The organism is Seinonella peptonophila (assembly GCF_900129355.1).
In the GTDB taxonomy this organism is placed as follows: domain Bacteria; phylum Bacillota; class Bacilli; order Thermoactinomycetales; family Thermoactinomycetaceae; genus Seinonella; species Seinonella peptonophila.
In genome coordinates this window covers 607036-631659 of record NZ_FQVL01000001.1, presented here as the reverse complement: position 1 = coordinate 631659, position 24624 = coordinate 607036, and the positions used below count along the sequence as shown (strand labels likewise).

25 protein-coding genes and 1 other annotated feature are annotated in these 24624 nt (G+C 38.7%); of the genes, 20 read left to right on the top strand and 5 right to left on the bottom strand.

Going from position 1 to position 24624, the window contains the following annotated elements; genetic code table 11:
* Positions 1-102 precede the first annotated feature (102 nt).
* The 5 genes from BUB71_RS03085 to ilvE are packed head-to-tail and all read left to right on the top strand — an operon-like array spanning position 103 to position 4417.
* On the top strand, positions 103-552 hold the full coding sequence (locus BUB71_RS03085; protein ID WP_073151688.1) for an ACT domain-containing protein: 450 nt from the start codon (positions 103-105) through the stop codon (positions 550-552).
* A 21-nt stretch (positions 553-573) separates the two neighbouring features.
* Entirely contained in the window at positions 574-1641 is a 1068-nt protein-coding gene (thrC, locus tag BUB71_RS03080; RefSeq protein WP_073151684.1) for a threonine synthase, read from the top strand.
* Positions 1638-2585: a homoserine kinase gene (thrB, locus tag BUB71_RS03075; protein ID WP_073151681.1), complete on the top strand. Its 948-nt coding sequence runs from the start codon at positions 1638-1640 to the stop codon at positions 2583-2585. Before thrC ends, thrB begins: the two co-directional genes overlap by 4 nt.
* Positions 2586-2590: 5 nt before the next feature.
* Positions 2591-3475, top strand: coding sequence for a prephenate dehydratase (gene pheA / locus BUB71_RS03070; protein ID WP_073151678.1), 885 nt, complete (start codon positions 2591-2593; stop codon positions 3473-3475).
* A 33-nt stretch (positions 3476-3508) separates the two neighbouring features.
* Entirely contained in the window at positions 3509-4417 is a 909-nt protein-coding gene (ilvE, locus tag BUB71_RS03065) for a branched-chain-amino-acid transaminase (RefSeq protein ID WP_073151675.1), read from the top strand.
* Between the two features lie 217 nt (positions 4418-4634).
* Here the strand turns inward: ilvE and BUB71_RS03060 are convergent, their stop codons facing one another.
* The 5 genes from BUB71_RS03060 to BUB71_RS03040 all read right to left on the bottom strand — a co-directional run bounded on the left by BUB71_RS03060 (position 4635) and on the right by BUB71_RS03040 (position 10425).
* Positions 4635-5543: a peptidoglycan-binding protein gene (locus tag BUB71_RS03060; RefSeq protein ID WP_073151672.1), complete on the bottom strand. Its 909-nt coding sequence runs from the start codon at positions 5541-5543 to the stop codon at positions 4635-4637.
* A gap of 155 nt (positions 5544-5698) precedes the next feature.
* Positions 5699-7387: an arginine--tRNA ligase gene (gene argS, locus BUB71_RS03055; protein WP_073151668.1), complete on the bottom strand. Its 1689-nt coding sequence runs from the start codon at positions 7385-7387 to the stop codon at positions 5699-5701.
* A gap of 43 nt (positions 7388-7430) precedes the next feature.
* Positions 7431-7640 (bottom strand) — a binding site (T-box leader).
* A gap of 61 nt (positions 7641-7701) precedes the next feature.
* Positions 7702-8694 (bottom strand): ABC transporter permease, encoded by a 993-nt coding sequence (locus BUB71_RS03050; protein WP_073151665.1) that lies wholly within the window; start codon positions 8692-8694, stop codon positions 7702-7704.
* Positions 8666-9619 carry an ABC transporter ATP-binding protein gene (locus BUB71_RS03045; protein WP_073151662.1) on the bottom strand — a complete coding sequence of 318 codons (954 nt, stop codon included), beginning with the start codon at positions 9617-9619 and terminating at the stop codon, positions 8666-8668. Before BUB71_RS03045 ends, BUB71_RS03050 begins: the two co-directional genes overlap by 29 nt.
* Positions 9616-10425, bottom strand: coding sequence for a GDSL-type esterase/lipase family protein (locus BUB71_RS03040; RefSeq protein ID WP_073151659.1), 810 nt, complete (start codon positions 10423-10425; stop codon positions 9616-9618). Before BUB71_RS03040 ends, BUB71_RS03045 begins: the two co-directional genes overlap by 4 nt.
* A gap of 178 nt (positions 10426-10603) precedes the next feature.
* Here BUB71_RS03040 and BUB71_RS03035 point away from each other — a divergent pair, with 178 nt between their 5' ends.
* From BUB71_RS03035 to tgt, 15 genes are all read left to right on the top strand, one after another.
* Positions 10604-11137: a LysM peptidoglycan-binding domain-containing protein gene (locus tag BUB71_RS03035; protein WP_073151656.1), complete on the top strand. Its 534-nt coding sequence runs from the start codon at positions 10604-10606 to the stop codon at positions 11135-11137.
* 40 nt (positions 11138-11177) lie between these two features.
* Positions 11178-12089: a phosphotransferase gene (locus tag BUB71_RS03030; RefSeq protein ID WP_175552265.1), complete on the top strand. Its 912-nt coding sequence runs from the start codon at positions 11178-11180 to the stop codon at positions 12087-12089.
* A 100-nt stretch (positions 12090-12189) separates the two neighbouring features.
* Positions 12190-13047, top strand: coding sequence for a nitrilase-related carbon-nitrogen hydrolase (locus tag BUB71_RS03025; RefSeq protein ID WP_073151650.1), 858 nt, complete (start codon positions 12190-12192; stop codon positions 13045-13047).
* Complete coding sequence (locus BUB71_RS03020) at positions 13044-13895, top strand: NAD+ synthase (protein WP_073151646.1); 852 nt, start codon at positions 13044-13046, stop codon at positions 13893-13895. Before BUB71_RS03025 ends, BUB71_RS03020 begins: the two co-directional genes overlap by 4 nt.
* 44 nt (positions 13896-13939) lie before the next feature.
* Positions 13940-14662: a YebC/PmpR family DNA-binding transcriptional regulator gene (locus BUB71_RS03015; protein WP_073151643.1), complete on the top strand. Its 723-nt coding sequence runs from the start codon at positions 13940-13942 to the stop codon at positions 14660-14662.
* A gap of 88 nt (positions 14663-14750) precedes the next feature.
* On the top strand, positions 14751-16202 hold the full coding sequence (locus BUB71_RS03010) for a hypothetical protein (protein ID WP_073151639.1): 1452 nt from the start codon (positions 14751-14753) through the stop codon (positions 16200-16202).
* 120 nt (positions 16203-16322) lie between these two features.
* Positions 16323-17285, top strand: a complete 963-nt coding sequence (locus BUB71_RS03005; RefSeq protein ID WP_245815517.1) for a polysaccharide deacetylase family protein — start codon at positions 16323-16325, stop codon at positions 17283-17285.
* A gap of 177 nt (positions 17286-17462) precedes the next feature.
* The gene (locus BUB71_RS03000) at positions 17463-18140 is read left to right on the top strand and encodes a polysaccharide deacetylase family protein (protein WP_175552264.1); all 678 of its coding nucleotides are present in this window, start codon (positions 17463-17465) and stop codon (positions 18138-18140) included.
* Between the two features lie 161 nt (positions 18141-18301).
* Positions 18302-19180, top strand: a complete 879-nt coding sequence (locus BUB71_RS02995) for a YitT family protein (RefSeq protein ID WP_245815516.1) — start codon at positions 18302-18304, stop codon at positions 19178-19180.
* Positions 19181-19251: 71 nt separating this feature from the next.
* A complete protein-coding gene (locus BUB71_RS02990; RefSeq protein ID WP_073151630.1) occupies positions 19252-19812 on the top strand; it encodes a hypothetical protein in 561 nt (186 codons plus the stop codon).
* A gap of 212 nt (positions 19813-20024) precedes the next feature.
* Entirely contained in the window at positions 20025-20507 is a 483-nt protein-coding gene (gene ruvC, locus BUB71_RS02985) for a crossover junction endodeoxyribonuclease RuvC (protein WP_073151627.1), read from the top strand.
* A 14-nt stretch (positions 20508-20521) separates the two neighbouring features.
* Entirely contained in the window at positions 20522-21139 is a 618-nt protein-coding gene (ruvA, locus tag BUB71_RS02980) for a Holliday junction branch migration protein RuvA (protein WP_073151623.1), read from the top strand.
* Between the two features lie 15 nt (positions 21140-21154).
* Positions 21155-22153, top strand: a complete 999-nt coding sequence (ruvB, locus tag BUB71_RS02975) for a Holliday junction branch migration DNA helicase RuvB (protein ID WP_073151620.1) — start codon at positions 21155-21157, stop codon at positions 22151-22153.
* A gap of 133 nt (positions 22154-22286) precedes the next feature.
* Positions 22287-23324: a tRNA preQ1(34) S-adenosylmethionine ribosyltransferase-isomerase QueA gene (gene queA / locus BUB71_RS02970; RefSeq protein ID WP_073151617.1), complete on the top strand. Its 1038-nt coding sequence runs from the start codon at positions 22287-22289 to the stop codon at positions 23322-23324.
* Positions 23325-23482: 158 nt separating this feature from the next.
* Positions 23483-24619 (top strand): tRNA guanosine(34) transglycosylase Tgt, encoded by a 1137-nt coding sequence (gene tgt, locus BUB71_RS02965; protein WP_073151614.1) that lies wholly within the window; start codon positions 23483-23485, stop codon positions 24617-24619.
* Positions 24620-24624 lie beyond the last annotated feature (5 nt).

The window sequence follows — 24624 nt, the reverse complement described above, 5'->3', positions numbered from 1 at the left end:
GTTACAATCAGTCTATCATGAAAAAACGGTTGCAACATCATCTATATCTTTGGTAAAATGTCTTTCATATAAAAACAATTGTTTTTTCTTGGAGGACAAATTGTGACGCAGAAAGATCAATTTGTACTAGTTCGTTATGATATGTTACCAGAAGCTATTCAACGGACATTACAGGCAAAGCGATATTTAGAGAGTGGAGATGTAGAAACTGTTCAAGAGGCTGTTGAGCAAGTAGGAATAAGTCGTAGCTCATTTTATAAGTATAAAGATAGTGTTTTTCCTTTTAGTGCTATGGTAAAAGAGAAGATTGTTACAGTCTCCATGTTATTAGAACATCAAGCTGGAATTCTTTCAAGTGTCCTTACATTTTTAGCAAATGAGGGAGCCAATGTTCTAACCATTAATCAAACGATTCCGTTACATGGTGAAGCGACCGTGTCGATGTCAGTCGATACAGCTCATTTAAATCATGATTTAAATGATGTTATGGAGAGGCTTCGCAACGTTCAAGGTGTAAATCGTGTTGTTGTAATTGGTACAGGAGGCAAGTAAACATATAGAGGGAGAAGAGTCATGCGTACAGGAATTTTAGAAAAATATGCTTCATTCTTACCAGTCTCGGAGCAAACCCCAAAATTAACTTTATATGAAGGGGAAACTCCGTTAATTTTTGCTGAGCAGCTTTCAGATGAATTAGGAGTAGAACTTTATCTGAAGTGGGAAGGTGCAAATCCTACAGGCTCCTTCAAAGATCGCGGAATGGTTGTAGCAGTTGCAAAAGCCGTAGAAGAGGGCAGTCGTGCTATCATGTGTGCATCGACAGGTAACACATCAGCTTCAGCAGCAGCATATGCAGCTCGTCTGGGGCTACGTTGTTTGGTTGTGATCCCGCATAATTATGTGGCAATGGGTAAACTGTCTCAAGCTATTATGTATGGAGCAGAAATTTTAGCTCTTGAGGGGAATTTTGATCAAGCATTGGCCATGGTTAGACAAGTTGCGGCAGAGCAACCTATTACGCTAGTTAATTCAGTAAATCCTTATCGAATTGAAGGTCAAAAAACAGCAGCATTTGAAGTAAGCGATCAATTGGGACAAGTTCCTGATATATTGGCTTTGCCAGTAGGGAATGCTGGGAACATCACAGCATATTGGAAGGGCTTTGTAGAGTATCATGAGCATGGATATACATCAACATTGCCTAAAATGTGGGGATTTGAAGCAGAGGGAGCAGCGGCAATTGTACAAGGAAAACCTATTGAAAAGCCCGAAACAGTCGCAACTGCCATTCGCATTGGTAATCCCGCAAGCTGGGAAACTGCTGTTCAAGCTCGTGATCAATCAAATGGACTCATTGATAGTGTTACAGATCAAGAAATTTTAGCTGCCTATCAGAAACTAGCCAAATCAGAAGGTGTATTTGCGGAACCTGGTTCATGTGCTTCGATTGCAGGTGTTATAAAGAAGAAAGCGCAAGGAGAGTTGGTGGCAGGTCAAAAAGTGGTCTGTGTACTAACTGGAAATGGATTAAAAGACCCTCAGACAGCGATTCAACATACCAACTTTCAACCAAAAGTTGTGCCATTTGATTATCAAGCATTGGTATCGGCTATGTTACCAGAGAAGGATGCTGTCTTATGAAGGAGTTTCAACCATTTCGCGTCGTAATTCCCGCTAGCTCTGCCAATTTAGGTCCTGGGTTTGATTCAATTGGCTTAGCCCTAAATCGTTATTTACAGCTTACTTTTCTACCACATGAGCAGTTGAAGATTCAGGTGAAGGGGTTTGGAGAGACTCTTCCAATTGATGAAAATAACTTGATCATTCGAGTGATGAAAAAAGCATTTGATGAGCATGGTCAATCGCTCCCTACTTTTCATTTATCCATTGAAAATGAAATTCCGCTCGCACGTGGTTTGGGTAGTAGCGCTGCCGCTATAGTAGGCGGATTAGTAGCGGCTAACCATTTATTAGGTAACCCTTGGAATCAAGAGCAAATTTTACATCAGGCGACAAAATGGGAGGATCATCCTGATAATGTAGGTGCTTCTTTATATGGTGGGGTCATGATTGGGTCTTGGGATGGTCATCATGTAAAATTTGTTCAGATTGAACCACCTGAACTAGATGTGGTTGTTGCCATTCCTGATGCAACGCTTTTCACAAAGCAAGCGCGCCAAGTATTACCAGAATTTTATCGGAGGAATGATGCAGTACTTGTAAGTAGCAGAGCGAATCTTTTAACCGCCGCCTTACTAACAAAACGCTGGGAATTATTATCTGTTGCGATGGAAGACTATTTTCATCAACCTTATCGAGAATCTTTGGTACCCGGTTTAAGTGAGGCCTTGATGACAGCAAGCCAAGAGGGAGCTTTGGGTGTTGCGCTAAGTGGTGCAGGTCCAACAATCCTTGCATTTACTCAGGAGAAAGAGCGTTTGATCGCATATTTTGAATCTTTGTTTTCCCGATTAGAAGTGTCTGCTGTTGTGGAGTCTTTGCAAACTGTAGCAGAAGGGGTAAAGTTGCAATTGACAGAGGTGGAAGAATGTAGTACATTCGGGGGAAAAGTTTTAGGAGTTTAATCTAAATGGTAGAGACAATTGCCTATCTTGGTCCGCAAGGAACTTTTACTCATGAAGCAACTCAATTGCTATTCTCAAATAAAAACTCCGAATTAGTTCCTTATCCGACTATTCCAGATGTGCTAACAGCCGTTGATCAAGGGGTGTCAGATTTAGCTGTAGTTCCCGTAGAGACTGCTGTTGGTGGCTCAGTAAATCTAACGATTGACTGGCTAATCCATCATGTAGACGTACCGATAATTGGGGAAGTGATTTACCCAATTTCTCAATGTTTACTTGTTCATCCTCAACATGCAAATCGCCCACTTCAAGATTTTGTAAGAATTTATTCACATCCTCAGGCAATTGCACAATGCCAAGAAAAGATCGATGAGATTTGCCCTCAAGCTGAGATTATTTATACAGAGAGTACCGCGCAAGGGGCGACAATTTTACAGTCAAATCCTGAAGATCTTGCCTTAGCAATTGGTACGAAACGAGCAGGTGAAACACGAAATCTTGTGATCAAGGAAGAAGATATACAAGATCATCAAAATAACTTTACTCGTTTTATTGCCATTGGTCATAAATGGGTTGATTTTCAAGAAGAGCAAAAATCTGTAAAACATAAAACAAGTTTACAAGTTACCCTGCCTTCAGATTATCCTGGCGCTCTGTTTCAAGTATTGGCCACATTTTCATGGCGCAAGATCAACCTTTCACATATTGAGTCTCGTCCAACAAAGACGGGTTTAGGAAATTATTTTTTCATTATTGATGCTGAATTATCTCATGAGCATGTGTTGATGAGAGGAGCATTAGCTGAAATAAAAGCTTTAGGATGTAATGTTCGAGTGCTTGGTTCGTATCCGTCTTTTCAAGTGAATGAGCTCCAATCGTTAAAAAAGTAGCAATTCATGTGGTTACAGAAGGGGTGTTTCATCATGTCGAATTCTGAACGTTATATTTTTCTAAATGGTGAGTACAAAACGAAAGAGCAAGCAACAGTTTCCGTTTTCGATCACGGATTTTTATATGGTGATGGTGTATTTGAAGGCATACGTGTTTATAGCGGTAATGTATTTCGTTTGCGTGAGCATCTTGATCGACTGTACGATTCTGCAAAGGCGATTTTATTGACCATCCCTTATACAATGGATGAGTTGGAGAAGCACATTGTAGAATGTGTGCGAAAAAATGACTTGACTGATGCTTATTTACGTTTGGTTGTTTCACGTGGAATTGGTGAATTGGGTTTAGACCCTGATCGTTGCTCCAGTGCAAATGTGGTGATTATCGCTGATCAAGTTCGCCTTTATCCTAAATCGCTATACGAACAAGGATTACCGATTGTAACTGCATCTACAAGACGGATCAGTCCTGATGCATTAGATCCACGCGTTAAATCGCTAAATTATCTAAACAATATTCTAGCAAAAATCGAAGCAAAGCAAGCTGGAACCGAAGAAGCGCTTATGTTAAACAGTAGTGGCTATGTAGCGGAGTGTACAGCTGATAATATCTTCATTGTAAAGAAAGGAATCATATACACTCCACCTAGCTATGTAGGAGCTCTAGAAGGAGTGACTCGGAAAGCCATTATTGATTTAGCGGGTAAACTAGGTTTAACTGTGACTGAGGAACCATTTACACTTCAAAGTGTTTACACGGCAGATGAAGTTTTCATTACTGGGACGGCTGCAGAAGTAATACCCGTTGTAAAAGTTGATACCCGTCAGATCAATGATGGGAAACCAGGCCCTGTGATGAAACAGTTATTAGAAGCATTCCAGAAACTTGTGAAGATCGAAGGAACACAATGTTATCCAGAGAAGGTTGGGTTAAGTAAATAGGATAAAATGAATTTCAATATAGTGGATTTTTAAGTCCTAAAAGCACTCCTGTTTCAAGGAGTGCTTTTGATTTATTTTTTGAAGAAATCTGATGGTTTGGCGCCTTTCTTTAGATTGAAAAGCGTCTCAGTAGCTTTTTGGTTCTCGTTATTTTCCGAAAATTGTATCAAAAAATAAAGATCGCTGAAAGGTTTTCAGTGATCTTTATTGGAAATGATTATTTTTGATAACCTGATTCCTTGACAAGGATTTGCCAGGTTAGTGGACCTGGATAACCATCTGCGTCTCCAGCCAGTTGTTTATGATCTTGCTGGAAACGTTGAAGTGAAAGTCGATCTACTTCAGTGAAAGTGGGTGTAGGACCTACTTTATAAAAACCTTTTCCACCTTTACCATAGCCTGCTTTTGTTAACATTTTGCCCAGTAACTCAACATAAGGGCTTTTTTGCCCCATTTGGAAGCAATCCACCCCTGGGAATTTGCTTATATCTTTATTTAGCTGATTGCATGATTGATTAAGTTTAGATTGCTGTGGCTGATTTGTTGATGATGGAGCAGGTTTTGTTGATTTACTTGGCTTATTATTAGCTTTTGGTTTAGCAGGTTTTTGTGGTGTTGGTTTTACACCAAAAACTGGTTGCAAAATATAGTCCACAGAGACCGTTACCGCATATTTTGTTTTGTTGGTTTGGGAAAATTGAACTTTGTAACCCTGTTTGTCTATCAATTTAACCCCATCATTTGTAAAATAGCTGTAAGGCTTTTTACTATTGTAATCTTTATGACATGTAATGGTCTGCGGTTGTGCGCCTTCTACCTTACCACCATTTGCTTTGGTTACAACTGCTGTCACTTGTGGAGTTCCTGGAGCATTGTAACCTGTAACTCCTTGTTCCCAACAGCGGATGGATAGATTAACTTTTGATGCATTCCATTGCTGTTTCCATTCTTGAGTAAAAGTGGAGGCTGTTTTGCCTTTTTCTGCTGTGATATGAACTAATTGACCGACTAATGGATTAGGCGCGACTGGGTCATCAGGACGCGCCAATGCGCTGCTAATGCTTAAAGCAATAGCGAAGACTGAAATGATAGCTACTATAGCAGATTTTTTAAATAACTTTAGCATATATTACCTCCTATGGTTTAGCGCTTGATATATTATAGCATAAAATTTCTATTAAATAGCATTTTACTAATATCCATATCATGTTTTAAATTGTAAAAAAATAGAATTTTATATTAAGAAGTAAACCATCAATCAAAAGATTGATGGTATGTAGATTACATCTCTTCTGGTGCTTTGAGTCCTAATAGACGTAGAGATTCTTTTAATGTGATTGCTGTTGAATAAATTAAATGCAGTCGCTCTTGCTGATGGTCTGGATCAGAAAGAATGTGAACATGTGCATAAAATTGATTGAGTGACCTAGCTAAATCAAGGGCAAAACGAGCAATTTTAGAAGGATCATAGTTATTCCAAGCAGTGCGAATTACATTTGGGAAGTCGGATATCAATCGAACAATCGGCCATGCCTGTTCATCAGTAACACCATTTACCTGAGAAGAAGGGGTGAAATTTGCTTTTCGTAGTAAAGATTTGCATCGAGCATATGCATATTGGAGATAGGGACCTGTCTCTCCATCAAAGTTCAGCATATGTTCAAATGAAAATTCAACATCATTGGTACGATGATGCTTTAGATCATGGAAGATGACCGCTCCTGGTCCCACTTGTTTTGCTACTTGTGCTTTGTCAGAAAGATTTGGGTTTTTTTCATTTATAATTGTTTCAGTGCGTTCAATGGCTTCCTGTAAAACTTCCTCAAGTAAAATAATGCGACCCTTCCGAGTGGACATTTTTTTTCCGTTTTTTAGCATCATTCCAAATGAGATATGTTCCATCTCGTCAGCCCAAGCATAAGCTGCTTTTTTCAGCACAGCCTTCAATTGTTTAAAATGTAAACTTTGTTCATTACCAACAACATAAAGTGAACGAACAAAGTGATACGTCCTTTTACGATAGAGTGCAGAAGCTAAATCACGAGTCGCATACAGGGTGGCACCATCAGACTTTCTAATTAAACAAGGAGGCATTTCTTCTTCATCTAACTTTACCACTTGCGCTTGTTGACTTTCGACAAGTAATCCTTTCTCTTGTAATATCTCTACTACTTCATCCATTTTATCGTTGTAGAAAGACTCTCCTTGAAATGAATCAAAGTGAACACCAAGCAAGTCATAAATGCGTGAGAACTCTTTGAGCGATTCATCACGGAATTGTTTCCAAAGCTGAATCGCTTCTGGCTCTCCATCTTCTAGTGCCTTGAATGCTTTTCGTCCCTCTTCTTCTAACCTAGGGTTATTTTCAGCTTCCTCATGAAAACGTATGTACAATTTTAGTAGTTCGGTAATGGGATTTTGCTGGATTGATTCAGCATTCCCCCATTTTCTATATGCAACAATTAATTTACCAAATTGAGTACCCCAATCACCAATATAGTTAATACGAAAAGGCTGGTAGCCATTTTTATCAGCCAGATTTGCGATTGCATTTCCAATAACTGTTGAACGGAGATGACCCATTGAAAACGGTTTTGCGATATTAGGTGCTGATAAATCAATGGTAACAGTTCCTCCTTTTCCATTTTGGTTGCGACCATAATCTGAACCTTGTTCCATAATCTGTTTAAAAATATGTTGACTCACTTTTTCTTGATTCAGGAAGAGATTAAGGTATGGCCCTACAGCCTCAAGATGATCAAAGATGGGGTCAGTAATTTTTGCTTGTAACTCTTGTGCTATTATGGCTGGAGACTTACGTAAATGTTTAGCAAGTGCAAAACATGGGAATGCGAAGTCTCCCATTTCGATACGTTTTGGTGTTTCAATCAATTGTTTGATCGTTTGGATGTCAAATGGAAGTTCTCCTTGTTCATGTAACACCTTAGCAAATAGCAGTTTATGATCCATAAGTATTCCTCCTTGAAATGAAAAAACTCGTTTCCAAGTTGATCTTGGAGACGAGAATGAATTGCCCGTGGTACCACTCCGCTTGCACAATTGTGCCACTTTTATCCAGGTAACGGGTGGAACCCGATTGAATTGTTCTGATAACAATTCAATTTCTCCTGAGTGCGTTTCTGAAACGTGTTTATACTGGCTTACACCAACCCAGCTCGCTGTGAATCACATCATTTCATACTCTCTCATTCGTCGAATGGTTTTGTTCAGATTTTGTTTCCAGAATTATAGTAGTTAAGTGAAGGAAAGTCAATATTTAAAAGCTATTCAAGCACATCCCGTCTTTGAAAAGTGATAAAGGCAATGAGGATCGCGATGAGCGACCATATTGTTAAAACGCTTAAAGAAAATGTTAGACTCATACCTGGAGTCATCATTGGCTTACCAGATAAATAATCTGTCAGCCTTAAATTCGAAAAGACAAAATATTTGATCGCATTCCAATATGGTGAGACTTGTTCTAGAAGCATTCCCGTAATCAAGGCTGCTAACATGATTCCCATACTTGTTGCTGTATTACGAACCAAGACAGAAATTGTAAAAGATATCGTACCTACTGTAAGACAAGCAAACCAAGCAAGACCATATGCCATGACAATATATTGCCATTGTGGGATCAAATGTGTAGCAGATGTGATCAATTGATTACCTTTGATTTGAAAACCAGTAATCACCGGTAAATCCCATCCACGATATCCAAAAATAATTCCTGATATCAAATAAGAGAGTATAGCCGTTGTTAACAGGACAAAGGATATCATCAAGATCAGGGTGATATATTTACTCAATAGAATTTTCCATCGTTGTACTGGTCTAGTCAAAAGTAATTTAATCGTACCCCCTGTATGTTCCGAAGATACCATATCTGCTGCAAGAATCACGATAAGAAGTGGTAAAAAAAGCGTGATGGTTTGTTCTACAAAGTTGCGAATAAAGGTAGGCGCACCAGGAGCATTTGGATTAATATTGTGATCTAAGTAGTATTGTTGTTGAGCGATATTCATTTTGATCAGACCCTTCCATTCAGGAGGAATCCGGCTGGAAGAGAGTCGATTTTGTTGATCGACAATTTGCTGTTGTAACACAATTCGCCAGTCTGAGGACCCTACTTGCTTGACCGAGTCCTGAATCGCTTTATACTGTGAATAGGTGAATATCGGCAATAAGACGAGTAATAATAATCCAATCACTAGTAATCGACGTTTGCGAACCATTTTTAATGTTTCGTTATAAATTAGATTCATCATTTGTGACAACTGTATCACCCCGTGTTAGTTCCAGGAAGATATCTTCAAGTGTTTTTTGATAAGGTTGAATGCTCATAACAGCAATTTGGTTTTCAATTAGAGATTGATTCGTCTCTGCAATGCGGCTAGGTGGCATATGTACCCATACTTTATTTTGCTCTGTATCACTCTCCAGCGATGAGATAAAGGAGATGTTTTGCAAACATTTTATCGCTTTGTCGATTGGAGATAGGTGCCATTCGATTCGTGTTTGCTCAGATATTAATTGATCAATATCAGCGGTTTGTAAGATTTGCCCCTGATGGATAATTGCTACACGATCACAGAGCAGTTGTACTTCATGGAGAATATGGCTGGATACAAAGACACTAATCCCTTCGTCATGAGCTAGGTACCTTATAAAACTACGAAGTTCCCGAATGCCAGATGGATCAAGACCATTGGTGGGCTCGTCCAAAATTAATAATTTTGGTCTTCCTAAAAGCGCTTGTGCAATTCCGAGTCTTTGACGCATTCCTAATGAATAGGTTTTCACCACTTCATCGATACGATGCTCCATTTTAACCAGTTGAACCACTTCATCGATACGTTCTTCATCGATTGATGGCAGCATTCGTGCAAAAATTTGTAAGTTTTCCCGACCTGTTAAATAAGGATATAACTCAGGATTTTCAACAATACAACCAACTTGGCTAATCGCTCGAGTGAAATGTTTTTCCAAAGAGAAACCGCCAATCGAAATTGTTCCGCTGGTGGGGCGGATCAAACCGACTAACATACGAATGGTTGTTGTTTTCCCAGCGCCATTTGGTCCCAGAAAACCAAAGATTTCGCCTTGTTTAATGCTAAACGATAAGTCATTTACGATTGTTTTCTTTCCAATCCGCTTTCCTAATTGAGTCACTTCTAAAACAGGAATTTGGTAATCAGTCATGCGCTCAACTCCTTATGAAGAGTTGTATCAGATAAAACTTGCATTAAGCGAGTTGCCATTCGTTGATAACCTGCATGATTTGGATGAAAATGATCTGTGTATAAATATTTTTTTGGTGCGAGTTGAAAGAGATCAAAAGTAGGCACCATGACAACAAAAGGAAAGGAGACTGTAGTCTGACGTATCGCTTCATTCCATTGGTGGATCAGCTCATTCGATTGGATTTGATCATTTAAATCTCCATATGGATTGTAAAGACTAAAGATAAATAATTTTACGTCTGGATTTAACTTTTTTATTGTATTTAAAACGAGCTTTAAATTTGTGATGTACTGTTTACGGGCTTGATCTGCTTGTTTTACATCGATTTTATCGTTGGTTCCGATACTTTCTTTGAGATCATTACCGCCGATGGTTAAAGTGATCCATCTTGCTTCGCTAATTATCTTTTGTATATTTTTTCGTTGTATCTGCCCAATCAATTCTGATGATTTTTGTCCACTTATTGCCATGTTGCTTGCTGAAAACGAAGGCATTTTCTCCTTTTCTAGATTTTTTTTGACGATACCAAAGTAGCCCTGACCTTTTTCGTCTCCTTCTCCACGAGTCAACGAATCACCTAGTCCAAGTAAGAGATTTTTTTGTGTTTTGTTCGGTTGAACGGTTGGCGAGTGGATGATGGATTGACGGGTTGGCGTATGTAAAATATCGGATAAAGCGAGTGCCCAACCGATGATGAGTATGATACATGTTGCTGTCGAAAGGATTAGAATCCACACGTTGAAATGATGTTTGTTTCTTTTCATGGTAATCACCTTTTATCAATTCGATCGAGATGTGAAATTCCCACTATGTTTATTTTGTATATAGTTTTTTCTATTGTAATATAGATAAGATTTCTTCCCCAGGTCGTTTTGTGAAGAAAGATGGAACGATACCCTGCATAGAATGAAAAAGAGTCTGGAGAATGAGGAGGAATCGGTAGTGAAAATACATGTGGCTAGAGAGAATGAGACACTGTGGGAATTGGCTACCCAGTATAATGTACCCATCAGTCGATTGATTGAAATAAATCCAAAATTGAGCGAGGATCAACCCTTACAATCGGGTTATAAGGTAAAAATACCAACAGGTAAAGTTCCTATTTTGCAGGCAGAACCACGTGAAAAGAGAATGGGTACAAATCGAAAAGAAAAAGTACGACATCACAAAGAGCATGCGGACAATCCTGAATATCCTATAGAAATACCATCGATGCCATCACCTGAAGTAGAAATTGACCCTGAAGTCTTTTTTATGGAACAGGGTAAGACTACTCAACGAACATCTAAAGATGTCCCTTCTTATCCTGATCAATATTATCATTATCCTAGAATGCCACTATATATGCCGCCTCCATATGTCTCATATTATCCCCCTCCAATCTATCCATATCCTTGGGCATCTGCATACACACATATGTTTGAAGAACAGTTTGACCTAGAGTCTTATTCGGAGAGCGAAACGGCTCGCGATTAACATGAGATTATCAACCGTTGAAATAAATCAGTGGGAAACTGTGTTACCAGCGAAAATTAGAAGTGTCAAACAACATCATAGACTTTTGTTTTTGGAGTTATCAAACCAACAAAAATGGTTGGCAAAACCAATTCGAAATTTGGAGCAGATGAGCTGGTGGGAATCGATTGACCAAGAGCTGCGGCAAAGAGGTTTTCAACAGATGCCGAAACCAATGATTCACACAAATTGGGCATTCATGCCTTATGTAAAGAGTAGGCGAGCCAATTATCAATCAACGGAGGATATTCAACGCATTATTCCACAACTTGCCCGGTTTCATTTAGCGGGAAGATGCTTAGAAACACCAAAAAAAAGCCGGGAATCCTCTGTTTTTTATGAAAGGTTATATATACGTTTGTATCGTTTTCACTATTTAATCAAGCGAATTAATCAATTTTCAGAACCATATCGAGTTTTTTTTCAAACATATGGTCCACTTTTTTATGAAGATGCATATCGGGTTTTACAATCAGTTCAACATGATCTACTGCGACTATTAACAGCGAATGATATTGCTGCCAAAGCAGTTTGTCATCGTGATTTGGCAAATCATAACTGGCTGATCGATTTAAAACAGCAAGCATGGCTAATTGATTTTGATACAGCAGATTACGATTTACAATTGGGCGATGTTTGGCAAATTGCCTCTCGTATTTTGCATGAGCAGAATGGTTTACAACAATTTGAACGGATTATTCAAATGTATCAACAAGTTCGCCCATTAACCAAACAAGAGATGGAATTGCTCATTCTTTTGCTTGGTTTTCCTAATGATTTTTTTCGAGAAAGTGAAGGTTTATTGTTAAATAAAAAAGGTTATAACATTGAAGCAACTTGGTCTTATTTGAAACGTTTAGCAGATGATCGTAAGCAGTGGAAAGAACAATTAAAACAATTATCCGATTGGTAGCTAAGGAAACCATATGATATGATTATCGAGAAAAATCTATTTACTTTAAATAAGTAGGGCATAGTAGTAGGTGAAAGGTTAGTTAATGGAGGCATTCAACATGAAAGTAGGAATCGCTCAGATCCGACCCTTCCTGGGACGGGTCGATCAAAATTTGGACAAACATGCTCAGTTTATCGAACAAGCAAAAGCGGAGCAAGTTGATATGATTGTTTTCCCTGAATTAAGTTTAACAGGTTATAATTTGCTTGATTTAACATTTGATGTAGCTAGGGTAAAGACTGATGAACAGATTCAATCTCTTGTCGAAATGGCAGCGGGAATTGATATTGTTTTTGGATATGTAGAAAAAAGTTCAGATCATCTTTTATATAATACTGCTGTTTATGCAAGTGACCAAAAAATTGTACACACCCATCGAAAGACACATTTACCGACATATGGCATGTTCGATGAAGGAAGATATTTTGGAAGAGGTCAACGCGTTCGTAGTTTTCCCACTAAGTGGGGGCGTATGGGCATGTTGATCTGTGAAGAGGTATGGCATCCTGCTACTACATATCTATTAGCTCAAGATGGGGTAGAAATTTTCCTGTTTCTTGTAAACTCTCCTGTGAGAGATATTCGAACAGAGCAATTTGCTAATCAAAGGGAATGGAGACTACTTACACAGACTAATGCCACAGTATATGGAGCTTACACTCTATTTGCTAGTCGGGTTGGCAGTGAGGATGGTGCGACATTTCTTGGCAATTCGCATATCATTGCTCCTGATGGAGAAATGGCATGCGAGGCTGATATATTTGAAGAACAGCTTTTAGTTACTGAGATCGATTTAGATCAAATACGTCGTGCCCGTTTTCAAATGCCTCTCATTCGAGATGAAAATTTAGAACTCACAATCCGTGAATTAAAAAGAATTCAAAAGCGACGGATAGAGGAAGTGGACGGACTATGAATTGGATTGAAGAACAGCTTAGTAAAGCGCCTTTTTTAAGATTAGATTCTGAGCAGACGACGAGACTGCTCGTTACTACGTTGCGCGAAGAAATTGAAAAAGTAGGGTTTCAACGTGTTGTAATTGGGCTTTCTGGAGGAATTGATTCAGCACTCTCCCTCTATCTAGCAGTGCGTGCTTTTGGTGCAGATCGTGTAATTGCTGTTCGGATGCCATACCGTACGAGTAGCACAAATAGTCTTACAGATGCTCAAATCGCGGTAGAAGAAACAGGTGTAGAGTCGATTACAATCGATATTACCCCACAGATCGATGCTTATTTTAATCGTTTCCCAGAGGCAAGTCCTTTGCGAAGAGGAAATAAAATGGCCCGTGAGCGCATGACCATCCTCTACGATCTCTCAGCCGAGCATCGGGCGCTTGTTGTTGGAACGAGTAATCGGACTGAAATATTATTAGGATATGGAACACAGTTTGGAGACGCTGCTTCAGCAGTTAACCCGATCGGCGACCTCTATAAGACGCAAGTCCGTCAATTAGCTTCTTATCTCGGTGTACCACAGTCAATCCTTGATAAGCCACCAAGCGCGGATTTATGGTCTGATCAGACAGATGAAGGTGAATTAGGTTTTCGCTATATAGATGTAGACATCTTACTTTATCATCTCATTGACTTGGGATTATCTGCTCAGCAAGTGAAACAAAAAGGTTTTGATCCTTCATTCGTTAATCATGTGGTAGCTAGAATTAGGCAAAATCAATTTAAACGAGTCATGCCAATTATCTTGAAAGTTGGGAGTCGTACGGTAGGAACGGATTTTCGTTATCTCCGAGACTGGGGTGTATAGTTTTCATATTTAATCAAGGGGCTAAATAGATGGGAGGGAGCATCATGGCTGGACATTCGAAGTGGAAAAACATTCAACATCGTAAAGGACGTCAAGATGCACAAAGAGGAAAGTTATTTAATAAATTGGCTCGTGAAATCTATGTGGCTGCATGTGCTGGGGATAAGGACCCTGCCAATAATCATCAGCTTCGATTGGCGATTGCAAAGGCAAAAGCGCAAAATTTGCCTAATGAAAATATAGAGCGTGCGATTCAAAAAGCGATGGGAGGAGGCGAAGATGAACGATATGAACATCTATTTTACGAAGGATATGGACCTGAGGGAGTTGCAATACTTGTCGAGGTGCTAACAGATAATCGTAATCGAACAGCCGCCGATGTGCGTCATATCTTTTCAAAACGGGGTGGAAACCTTGGTGAAGCTGGATGTGTTGCTTGGATGTTTGAACGGAAAGGTTGGTTAACAATTGATCGCCGTGATTGCTCAGTAGAAGAAGAAGAGCTTTTATTATTAGCAGTGGAATCAGGAGTAGAAGATTATGAAACAACAATAGAGGGTTTTGAACTGATTACAAGTCCCGAGCAATTTGAAATAATAAAAGAGAATATGGAAGAAAAAGGAATTAAATTTTCAGATGCTGAGATTACATTTCTTCCATCAAATCGTGCGCCCATTCGTGAGGAATCATTATCGTCCCTATATTCCTTATTAGAGGCATTATCTGAACATGATGATGTGCAAAATGTTTACGCAAATTATGTCTAAAAAGAGGCAAATATGCTATAATCATTCTATAATCTAATGATTTTACAATTATTAGGTAATATAGACTTCGTGGAAAGGGGGACATATTATGCCTGCTGCAGTTGCATCATCTGCTTCAGCACCATCACCAGCTAGGGCCTATATTACTCCTAGTGCTCGTGTAGAAGTAAATGATCATCAAGTAGTAGATGATTACATTCATGTTTTACGTCGCGCGGTTTGGATGTATAACGTTCTCTTTTATCGTTACAACAGAATTGATCGTTTGGGTCAACAGGTAAATCGAAGTCGCAATAATTACCATGTTGTCTGGGGATTAGTTGGTATGGGCGTCCTCCCCTGGGTGGCTGGATTATATCAGATAATGTCACGTCAGAAATTTGATCAAGTATGGGAAAAACATTTGAAAGTGATCAAGGAATTCCGACAATTTAGAGATAGCTTGAAACAAGTAATTGAACAATATCAACTCAATATTTATGGACGAGATTTTCATACAAATCTTCCAGGCGTAACTGATCCCGATGTGATTAACAAAATGACTCCCGAACAACGTGAACAAAATTCCTTTGATCTTGACTTTAAAGAGATGCAAAATCAAAATACGATTCGTGATTTGAAAGAGTTTGCGGTGTTGATCAAAGGGGCAGTGGGGCGTGATTTTACTAAGGAAGAAAAAGAAAAACTACATGAAATGAGTCATCTGTTTGAAAATGTACAAAAATGGCAATTTAGTGATGAGGATAAAGAACATTTCAATACCTTGCACCACATACTAAAAAATATAGAAGATCGTGATGTGACTCCTGAACAGAGACAGCATATTCGAGCGATGTCTGATCTTTTAGTAGATTCGTTTGGACGTAAACGCACCCCCAAGCAGAAAAGTCGAATTCGTGATCTAGAAAATATGCTAGATAATATGAGCAAGGCTGACGATTGGATGTATAGTCTTGTTGAAGTAGGTAATACGGTCAAGTTACAGAACGATGAGTTAACTGCCCGTCTAAATCGGTTACGTTCGCAAGGAGCCGCTGATTATATGCGTCATTGGAGCCGGATTATGCTGGGCTCTTTAGCACTAGGACCTGTTGGTGTTTTGATGGCAGTACCCTTTGCACCTGTGATGGCCGCTTGTACTTTGGGTTTAAGAAGAAGATCATTAAAATTCCAAACAAGATTAATGAATCATCACCTTGGAAACGAAAGAGTATATAAAGATTTTACCAATGTTAGAGAGAGAAGATATACAAATGCGGTTTCTGCAAGACAAAATCTAGAGAGAAGCGAAACATTATCAACGCTTGGTGAAGATCAGACCAAAGATTTTCCAAATTCAATGAGTCATCTCATGTCACATTGGACCAATAGTCGAGCATATAAACAACTTTTTAAAAACTTTATTGGTACTGAATCGGATTTACGGTACGTGAAAGGATTTGCCCCGACCAATAACAAGTGGCGGAACCGACTAAATCCATTTTGGAAACCGAATGTACCGATTGCAAAACCTTTGAGAGATTATTCTAACAGTAGATAAAAAGCCCAATTACTGGGCTTTTTTACGTTAATAAAACATTCCAGATGGTTTTATATTATGTTAGAATAGATCGTGTCTTTTAATAAATGGTATATAATAGGAGTGACTGCTGTGCGTGTAATGCTCAATTTGGGCATGTGTCTGTTACTGATAATTGGCGGTGGTTGTTCCCTTTTCGCTGATACGAAGTCAGTTGACTCTTCCCAACAATCTGTAAAAGCACCCAAGCAAAAAAAACCGGAAAAGAAACAAATTCAAAAGCCGAAAGTATTAATTAAACCCATAGTAAAACAGAATGTTACAATTACTTTTGAAGAACAGCAAGAATTAAAGAAAATCACTATGAAAGAAGTAATTTTCAGAGGTTCAGCAAAGTCAAAACGGGTAGCATTAACTTTTGATGATGGACCAGATGATAAATATACGCTGAAAATCTTAGAAATTTTAAGAAAAGAGCAGGTTAGGGCTACTTTTTTTGTGATGGGCAAGATGGTACATAATCATCCAGAGATTCTAAAGCGAATTGATCAAGAAGGTCATATTATTGGAAATCATACTTGGAGTCATCCTCAATTAACACATTTATCTGATGCAAAAGTAAAGAAAGAGGTTAATTCGACTACTCAAGAGATTCAAAAACAGATTGGAAAGCGAGTTAATTTGGTTCGTCCTCCTTATGGAGCTGTTAATAAAAGCGTAATTCAGGAAATAAAAGGAAATCATTATTATGTTATAAATTGGGATGTAGATACAAACGACTGGCGAGGAAGAACAGGGAAACAGATTGAACAAACAGTAAAACAGACCGGTAAATCTGGTTCTATCGTATTACAACATAATGCGGGTAAGACATTACAAGGGACAGTTGACGCATTACCCGCCATTATTAAAGAGTTAAAAAGTAAAGGTTATGAACTTGTTACACTAGATCAATTATTATCAATTCCACCTTATCAAGGCGTGCAAGCAGATGTTGTACTTGCACCAGCGGATCAGAAAGTGGACAAACCTGTTGAACAAACCACTCAACACAATAAAGAAAAGCTCCAACAGAAAAAAGTGAAGAGTTTAGAGAAACAATAAACAAAAAATGTAGATTTACTGCACTTGTCTCACATGAGAGTTGAATGGACGTTGATTTGGCATACTATGGCTGATAGGAGTGATCAGTTAATGTTGCGAACTCATCGTCTATTTTTTATTCGCATAACCAAATATTTATTTATTTGTTTATTCACGTATTCAATTTGCTGTATACCTATGATTCAATCTACGGATGTAGCCGCAACTGACGTGACACCGAGCCGTATGCTTTTCCATGGTCCTGGGTCAAAGAAAATGGTTGCCCTCACCTTTGATGATGGTCCAGATCATGATTATACGCTACAAATTTTAGATATCTTAAAGGAATATCATGTTCCGGCTACATTTTTTATCGTGGGACGGTTGGCAAAACGTTATCCTTCTGTATTAAATCGGATCATTTCGGAAGGTCATGTGATTGGTAATCATTCTTGGGATCATCCAGATTTTACAGAGCTAACACCTGCTGAAATCAATCATCAGTTGAGACGAACAAACCGAATGGTTTTTAAACTTACTGGAAAACAATTACGATTTTTTCGTCCTCCATTTGGCGCGATTGATCGAAAAATTGAACGCCAAATTGTAAACAAAGGATATTCTATTATTTATTGGAATGTGGATACCAAAGACTGGAGTGGACGGTCCGCAAAACGGATTTTATCAGTAGTAAAACGTAGTCTAAAACCTGGTTCAATCATTCTTTTCCATTCAGCAGGGGGACATCGTCATTTAAAGGGAACAATACTTTCTTTGCCGAAAATTATACGTTTAATGCGTGAGAAGGGGTATGAAATGGTTACAATCGATCGGCTTTTTGACTTACCAGCATATCAATCCACGACAAAACAATGATGAAAAAAGTAAATTCCAGATTCCATTTTGAAATTATTACTAGACTGTTATATGATTATGAATAAAGACTCCATCTCCAATCTTTTTTACATGAACCAGCTATCACTAATCATATATATAGTAATGAATTTATTAATAAATAGACAGGAGAGGTGTTAAAAATTAAAAATAATTCGTTAAAGCAACATCGAAAATCACCGATTGCTAAATTGGTGCCACGTCTTTTTTTTATTTTGCTGGGAGCTGCGTTAGTAGCAGTTGGGCTTGAGCTTTTTATGGTTCCAAATCGTGTTATTGATGGGGGGATAGTAGGGATTTCGATAATTGTTTCACATCTGACTCACCTTGAACTAGGTATATGGCTGTTTATCTTTAACTTACCTTTTTTTATCATTGGATATAAACAGATTGGGAAAACTTTTGCTATCTCAACTTTAATCGGTGTAGCTTTTATGTCTTTTCTCACCAGTGTTCTGCATTCGTTTCACTCCGCTACGGATGACCCATTGTTAGCAGCAGTATTTGGAGGGATCATCTTAGGGATTGGAGTTGGACTAGTGATTCGAAATGGTGGATCGCTGGATGGAACTGAAGTTTTAGCAATTTTATTTACGAAGAGCCTTCCTTTCTCAGTAGGGCAAATTGTAATGTTTTTCAACTTATTTATATTAGGTAGTGCTGGGTTTGTATTTGATTGGGATCGTTCTATGTATTCTTTAATTGCTTATTTCATTGCATTTAAGATGATTGATATTGTAGTAGAAGGTTTTGACGAAACAAAATCAGTTTGGATTATTAGCGAAAAAGCTACTGAAATTGGAGAAACAATCTTACATCGGTTAGGGCGCGGAGTTACTTATCTCAATGGTGAAGGTGCCTATACAGGGAATGATAAAAAAGTAATTTTTTGTATCGTCACCCGGTTAGAAGAGGCAAAGTTAAAATCGATTGTTGAGGAAAAAGATGCGGATGCTTTTTTAGCGATTGGTTCTATGCATGATGTGAGGGGTGGTCGATTCAAAAAGCAAGCCATTCATTAGGTTTGATAGATTATGTGTTTGTTTAGATGGTATAGTTTGCCCAATCTGAGCAACAGGGAGTTGGATTCGAGATGAGAACAGAGAATCATACCTCCTTTGTATATCAACTGCTTGAATTGTTGTTGAGGTATCATCGATATCTAGGCTTGGATCATGAACAATACTTTTTATTACATACCTGTATTCAATATGATGACATAGATATGATCGAAGAGATAACAGGATTTACTGAGCAAAAAATTGTACAGATGATGGAAGAAATGATTGAGCAAAAGATTATTAAATATGACCAAAATTCAGGGATTGATTTGGAATATCTATTTTCGTATTTAAAAGTGGTTGAGCAACAGTTTATGCCATTCCGTGAACTTTTGATTCGAGATTATCAGGATCAAAAAAATCATCCAGATAAGAAGCATATTGGTCATGTTGAATTGCTCCCCATGAAAAAAGGAATTGCTGTTCGTTTAGCAGATGGAAAATTACTCTCGCTAAAAAGAATGCAACAATTAAGTGAAGAATTGACGCATTATGTTGCCTATGCAACTGAAAAGAAACAAAAAAGCATGGATGCAAGATTGGAGGACACAGCCTCTTTTATGAAATCAGAAATAAAAAGAGCCTCTCAATAAAGGGGTTTTTTTATAACACATTTTATCCAACTTTTTGAAATAAGATACAATTTTTATCAAATAATAAGGATCAAAGTGAAAAAACGCATTTTTATGGTATTCAGTTTAGAAAAAACATTTTATTCTTATAGCTACACATAGTAAACTGAAGGTAGTTCTTGTCCTATGATATAATATAGATCTACCTACGTTGATTGAAGAGGGGGAAATGAGTGCGAATTATGGGGATTGATCCAGGATTAGCAATTGTGGGATTTGGAATTTTGGATCAGAGAGGTAATATGTTGAAACCAGTTGACTTTGGTTGTATTAAAACGGAAACCAACTTAAGTTTGCCCACTCGCCTAAAACAAATATATGATGCATGCTCGATCATTATGGATGAACACCAACCCGATGTTGTGGCGGTTGAGAAATTATTTTTCAATCGGAATGTAACTACAGCCTTTACTGTGGGACAAGCACGGGGGGTAATATTGCTCGCGGCGGAAGAGGCAGGAATTCCCATAACTGAGTATACCCCTCTACAGGTTAAAATGGCAGTTACTGGGTATGGCCAAGCTGAGAAAAAACAAATCCAAGAAATGGTGAAGATGCTATTATCGTTACCTCGGATACCTAAACCAGATGATGTTGCAGATGCATTGGCTGTAGCGATTTGTGAAGCTCATTCTGGCTCATTAATGAATGAATAATGGGAGATGAGTAAATGATCGAATTTATTAACGGTCATGTACAATACATAGAAGACCAATATATAGCTGTCGGAACATATGGTGTTGGTTATCAAGTTTATGTTCCGAATCCGTATCGGCATCAAGAAGAGGAAGAGATTTTTCTCTACACACATCAGGTAGTACGCGAGGATGCTCAGCTTTTGTTTGGTTTTCAAACGAAAGATGAACGTGATCTATTTCGACTGTTGTTAGAAGTATCAGGCATAGGTCCAAAGGCGGCTTTAGCAATGATTGCAAGTGGGTCTCCACGAGATTTGGTTGTCGCAATTCAAATGGATAATGTAAGATTCTTAACGAAAATACCAGGTATTGGTAAGAAGACAGCTCAGCGAATCATTCTTGATCTCAAAGATAAGTTGACCAAGGCAGGATTTGAAAGACGATTCTTAACAGGTCAACAATTAGAAAGTTCAATCAGCCAATCAAAACAGACTGACTTAAGAGAAGTCATTGATGGATTGGTAGGACTTGGCTATAATGAAGAAGAGGCACAGATGTTCGTTCAAGCAGTGCAAAAACAGAGTCAAGATCAAGAGTTTTCGGTCGAAGAGTGGATTAAGCTTGCGCTCAAGGAATCGATGAAAGTATAAAGAGGTGTCTTTCAATTGGATCAACGCATTATTTCAGCAAAAATGTCGATGGAGGATGAACAGGTTGAAGTAAGTCTTCGTCCTCGTTATTTAAAAGAATATATTGGTCAATCGGTTGCTAAAGAAAATTTACAAGTATATATTGAAGCAGCCAAGATGAGAAAAGAAGCGCTTGACCATGTTCTTTTATATGGCCCTCCAGGTCTAGGCAAAACGACACTCTCGCATATTATCGCTAATGAATTAGGAGTAAATGTGCGAACGACATCAGGGCCTGCCATTGAACGAGCAGGTGACTTAGCAGCGATTCTCACAAATCTTCAGCCATATGATCTACTATTCATTGATGAAATTCATCGGTTAAATCGTTCCGTTGAGGAAGTACTTTACCCAGCAATGGAAGATTATGCACTTGATATCGTGATTGGTAAAGGACCTAGTGCACGGTCAGTACGCCTCGATCTTCAGCCATTTACTTTAGTAGGTGCGACAACTCGTGCAGGTTCTCTCTCAGCCCCTCTTCGTGACCGATTTGGTGTTGTTTCTCGATTAGAGTATTATCAGGAGGAAGAACTGACACAAATTTTAATGAGAACTGCTGATTTGCTTCAAGTAGGAATTCAGGAAGACGGAGCTAGGGAATTAGCAACCAGATCTCGTGGAACACCACGTGTAGCAAATCGATTGTTAAAGCGTGTCAGAGACTTTGTACAAGTAGAAGGCGATGGTTGGATTACCGCAGAATCAGCTCGCCATGCATTAGATCGAATTCAAGTGGATAGACTGGGATTAGATCAGGTGGATCACCGTTTGTTAATGACGATTATTGATTCTTTTTCAGGAGGGCCTGTTGGATTAGAAACGATTGCTGCAACAATTGGTGAAGAAGGGCACACAGTTGAAGATGTGTACGAGCCTTATTTGATGCAGATTGGGTTTCTAAAAAGGACTCCACGCGGTCGAATGGTTACAGCAAAATGTTATCAACATTTTGGTTTAACCTATCCTTCATGAAAGTTAGGTCTTATTGTTTTTTTCTATTTATTATATGAGCAGCGAAATATTCTGTAGGCGTGGGATATTTGTAAACATCTGCCTGATCATTTCAGGTAGGTGTTTTTATCTTTGAGAAAGGTGAGTCGAAACAATGGATATTGCTGAGTTTGATTTTCATCTCCCCAAGGAATTGATTGCACAAAAGCCGATTTCAGAAAGAAGTCAGTCACGTTTACTTGTTTTAAATCGTGAGACAGGAGAACGTGAGCATACAATCTTTGCACAATTGCCCCATTATTTACGTGAAGGAGATTTGCTAGTACTAAATAATACTCGGGTTCGCCCCGCACGATTAATCGGAATCAAACAGGAAACTGGTGCAAAAATAGAGTTGCTCCTACTCCAACCTTTAGGAGAAGATCGCTGGGAGGCTTTAGTGAAACCAGCTCGACGAGTCAAGAAAGGAACTGTTATACAGTTTGGTAATGGAGAGTTAGTTGCCATTGCAGAGCAAGAAAGCAAGGTAGACGGAGGACGTCTTTTTCGATTGGAATATGATCCACAGCGTTCTATTGAGGAGTTATTTGAAGAGCTTGGAAAAGTTCCACTCCCTCCTTATATTCATGAAGAGCTTAATGACCCAGAAAGATATCAGACTGTCTATTCCTATGAAGTAGGTTCTGCAGCAGCACCAACAGCAGGTCTTCATTTTACGCATGTACTACTGGATCAGTGTAACCAAAAAGGGGTGGATGTTGCTTTTCTAACCTTACATGTTGGATTGGGAACATTTCGCCCTGTTTCAGTTTCTAAGATTGAGGAACATAAAATGCACGCTGAATTTTTCCAAATTTCCCAACAAACTCTTGAAAAAATAAAAAGAACAAAAAAGAGAGGAGGTCGTGTGATTGCTGTAGGTACGACAGCTGTTCGGACTTTGGAAACAATTGGGATGCAAATTGATCATGTAAAGGGCGATCAGAGCGGTTGGACAGATATATTTATCTATCCAGGATACCAATTTCAAATAGTAGATGGGATGATTACTAATTTTCATTTACCAAAGTCAACGTTATTAATGTTAGTCAGTGCATTTTGCTCACGCGAACGAATTCTCACAGCATATCAGGAAGCAATTGACAGGCGTTATCGTTTTTTTAGCTTTGGAGATGCAATGTTCATTTATTGACCTCGTATTAGATCTTACTTTATGGTAAAATGCCTGCTATGAATAGTGATCACTGTTATCATGGATTGTATCCAATTGGAAAACTTTTCACGCTTTTTATCCAGTTTGTAGGAATTAGTTACTTTATGGCGAAAGAAAAGAAGTAGGAGGTCACCAATTTGGCTGTTCGATTTGAACAAATTCAAGATTGTCAACAGACAAATGCACGTCTAGGTCGTTTACATACTCCACATGGCACGATTGAGACTCCGATTTTTATGCCAGTTGGAACCTTGGCTACAGTAAAGACGATGAGTCCCGAAGAATTAAAAGCGATCGGGAGTCAGATAATCCTAGCGAATACATATCATCTATATTTACGTCCAGGTCATGAAATTGTGCGGGAAGCAGGTGGGCTGCACACTTTTATGAACTGGAATCGACCCATTCTGACCGATAGTGGTGGTTTTCAGGTTTTTAGTTTAAGCAAGCTACGAAAAATTACCGAAGAGGGAGTCTCATTTCGTTCCCATCTAAGTGGTGAGCCACTCTTTTTAGGTCCTGAGCAAGCGATGGAGATTCAAAATGCACTTGGATCAGATATTGCCATGGCTTTTGATGAGTGTGCACCTTATCCAGCTGATCGCGAATATGTCCGCCAATCTGCTGAGCGAACCGTTCGCTGGTTAAAGCGTTGTAAAGAAGCTCATCAACGTACTGACTCACAAGCATTATTTGGAATTGTTCAAGGTGGCATGTATCCAGACTTACGAGTAGAGAACGCGAAAGCAATTGTAGACCTCGATTTACCTGGTTATGCAATTGGGGGATTAAGTGTTGGAGAATCTAAGGAGCAGATGTATGAAATGATTTCGCATACCACTCCATATTTACCCAAAGATAAACCCCGTTATCTGATGGGTGTGGGCTCTCCAGATGCATTAATTCGAGGTGTAATGCTGGGGATTGATATGTTCGATTGCGTGTTACCCACTCGGATTGCGCGCAATGGTACAGCTATGACAAGCCAAGGAAGACTTGTGGTGAAAAAAGCTGAATATGCACGAGACTTTACCAGCTTAGATCCCGAGTGTGATTGTTATACTTGTACCAAGTATACGCGGGCGTATATTCGGCATTTGGTAAAAGCAGATGAAACTTTTGGTCTACGGCTGATCTCTTACCATAATCTTCATTTCTTGTTGCAATTGATGACGAAAGTTAGGGAAGCTATTCGAAACAAACAGTTGCCTGAATTTGCAAATCGCTTTTTAACACAGTACTATGGTTCCGATGAACTTTCTGTACGCTTTTAATCGAA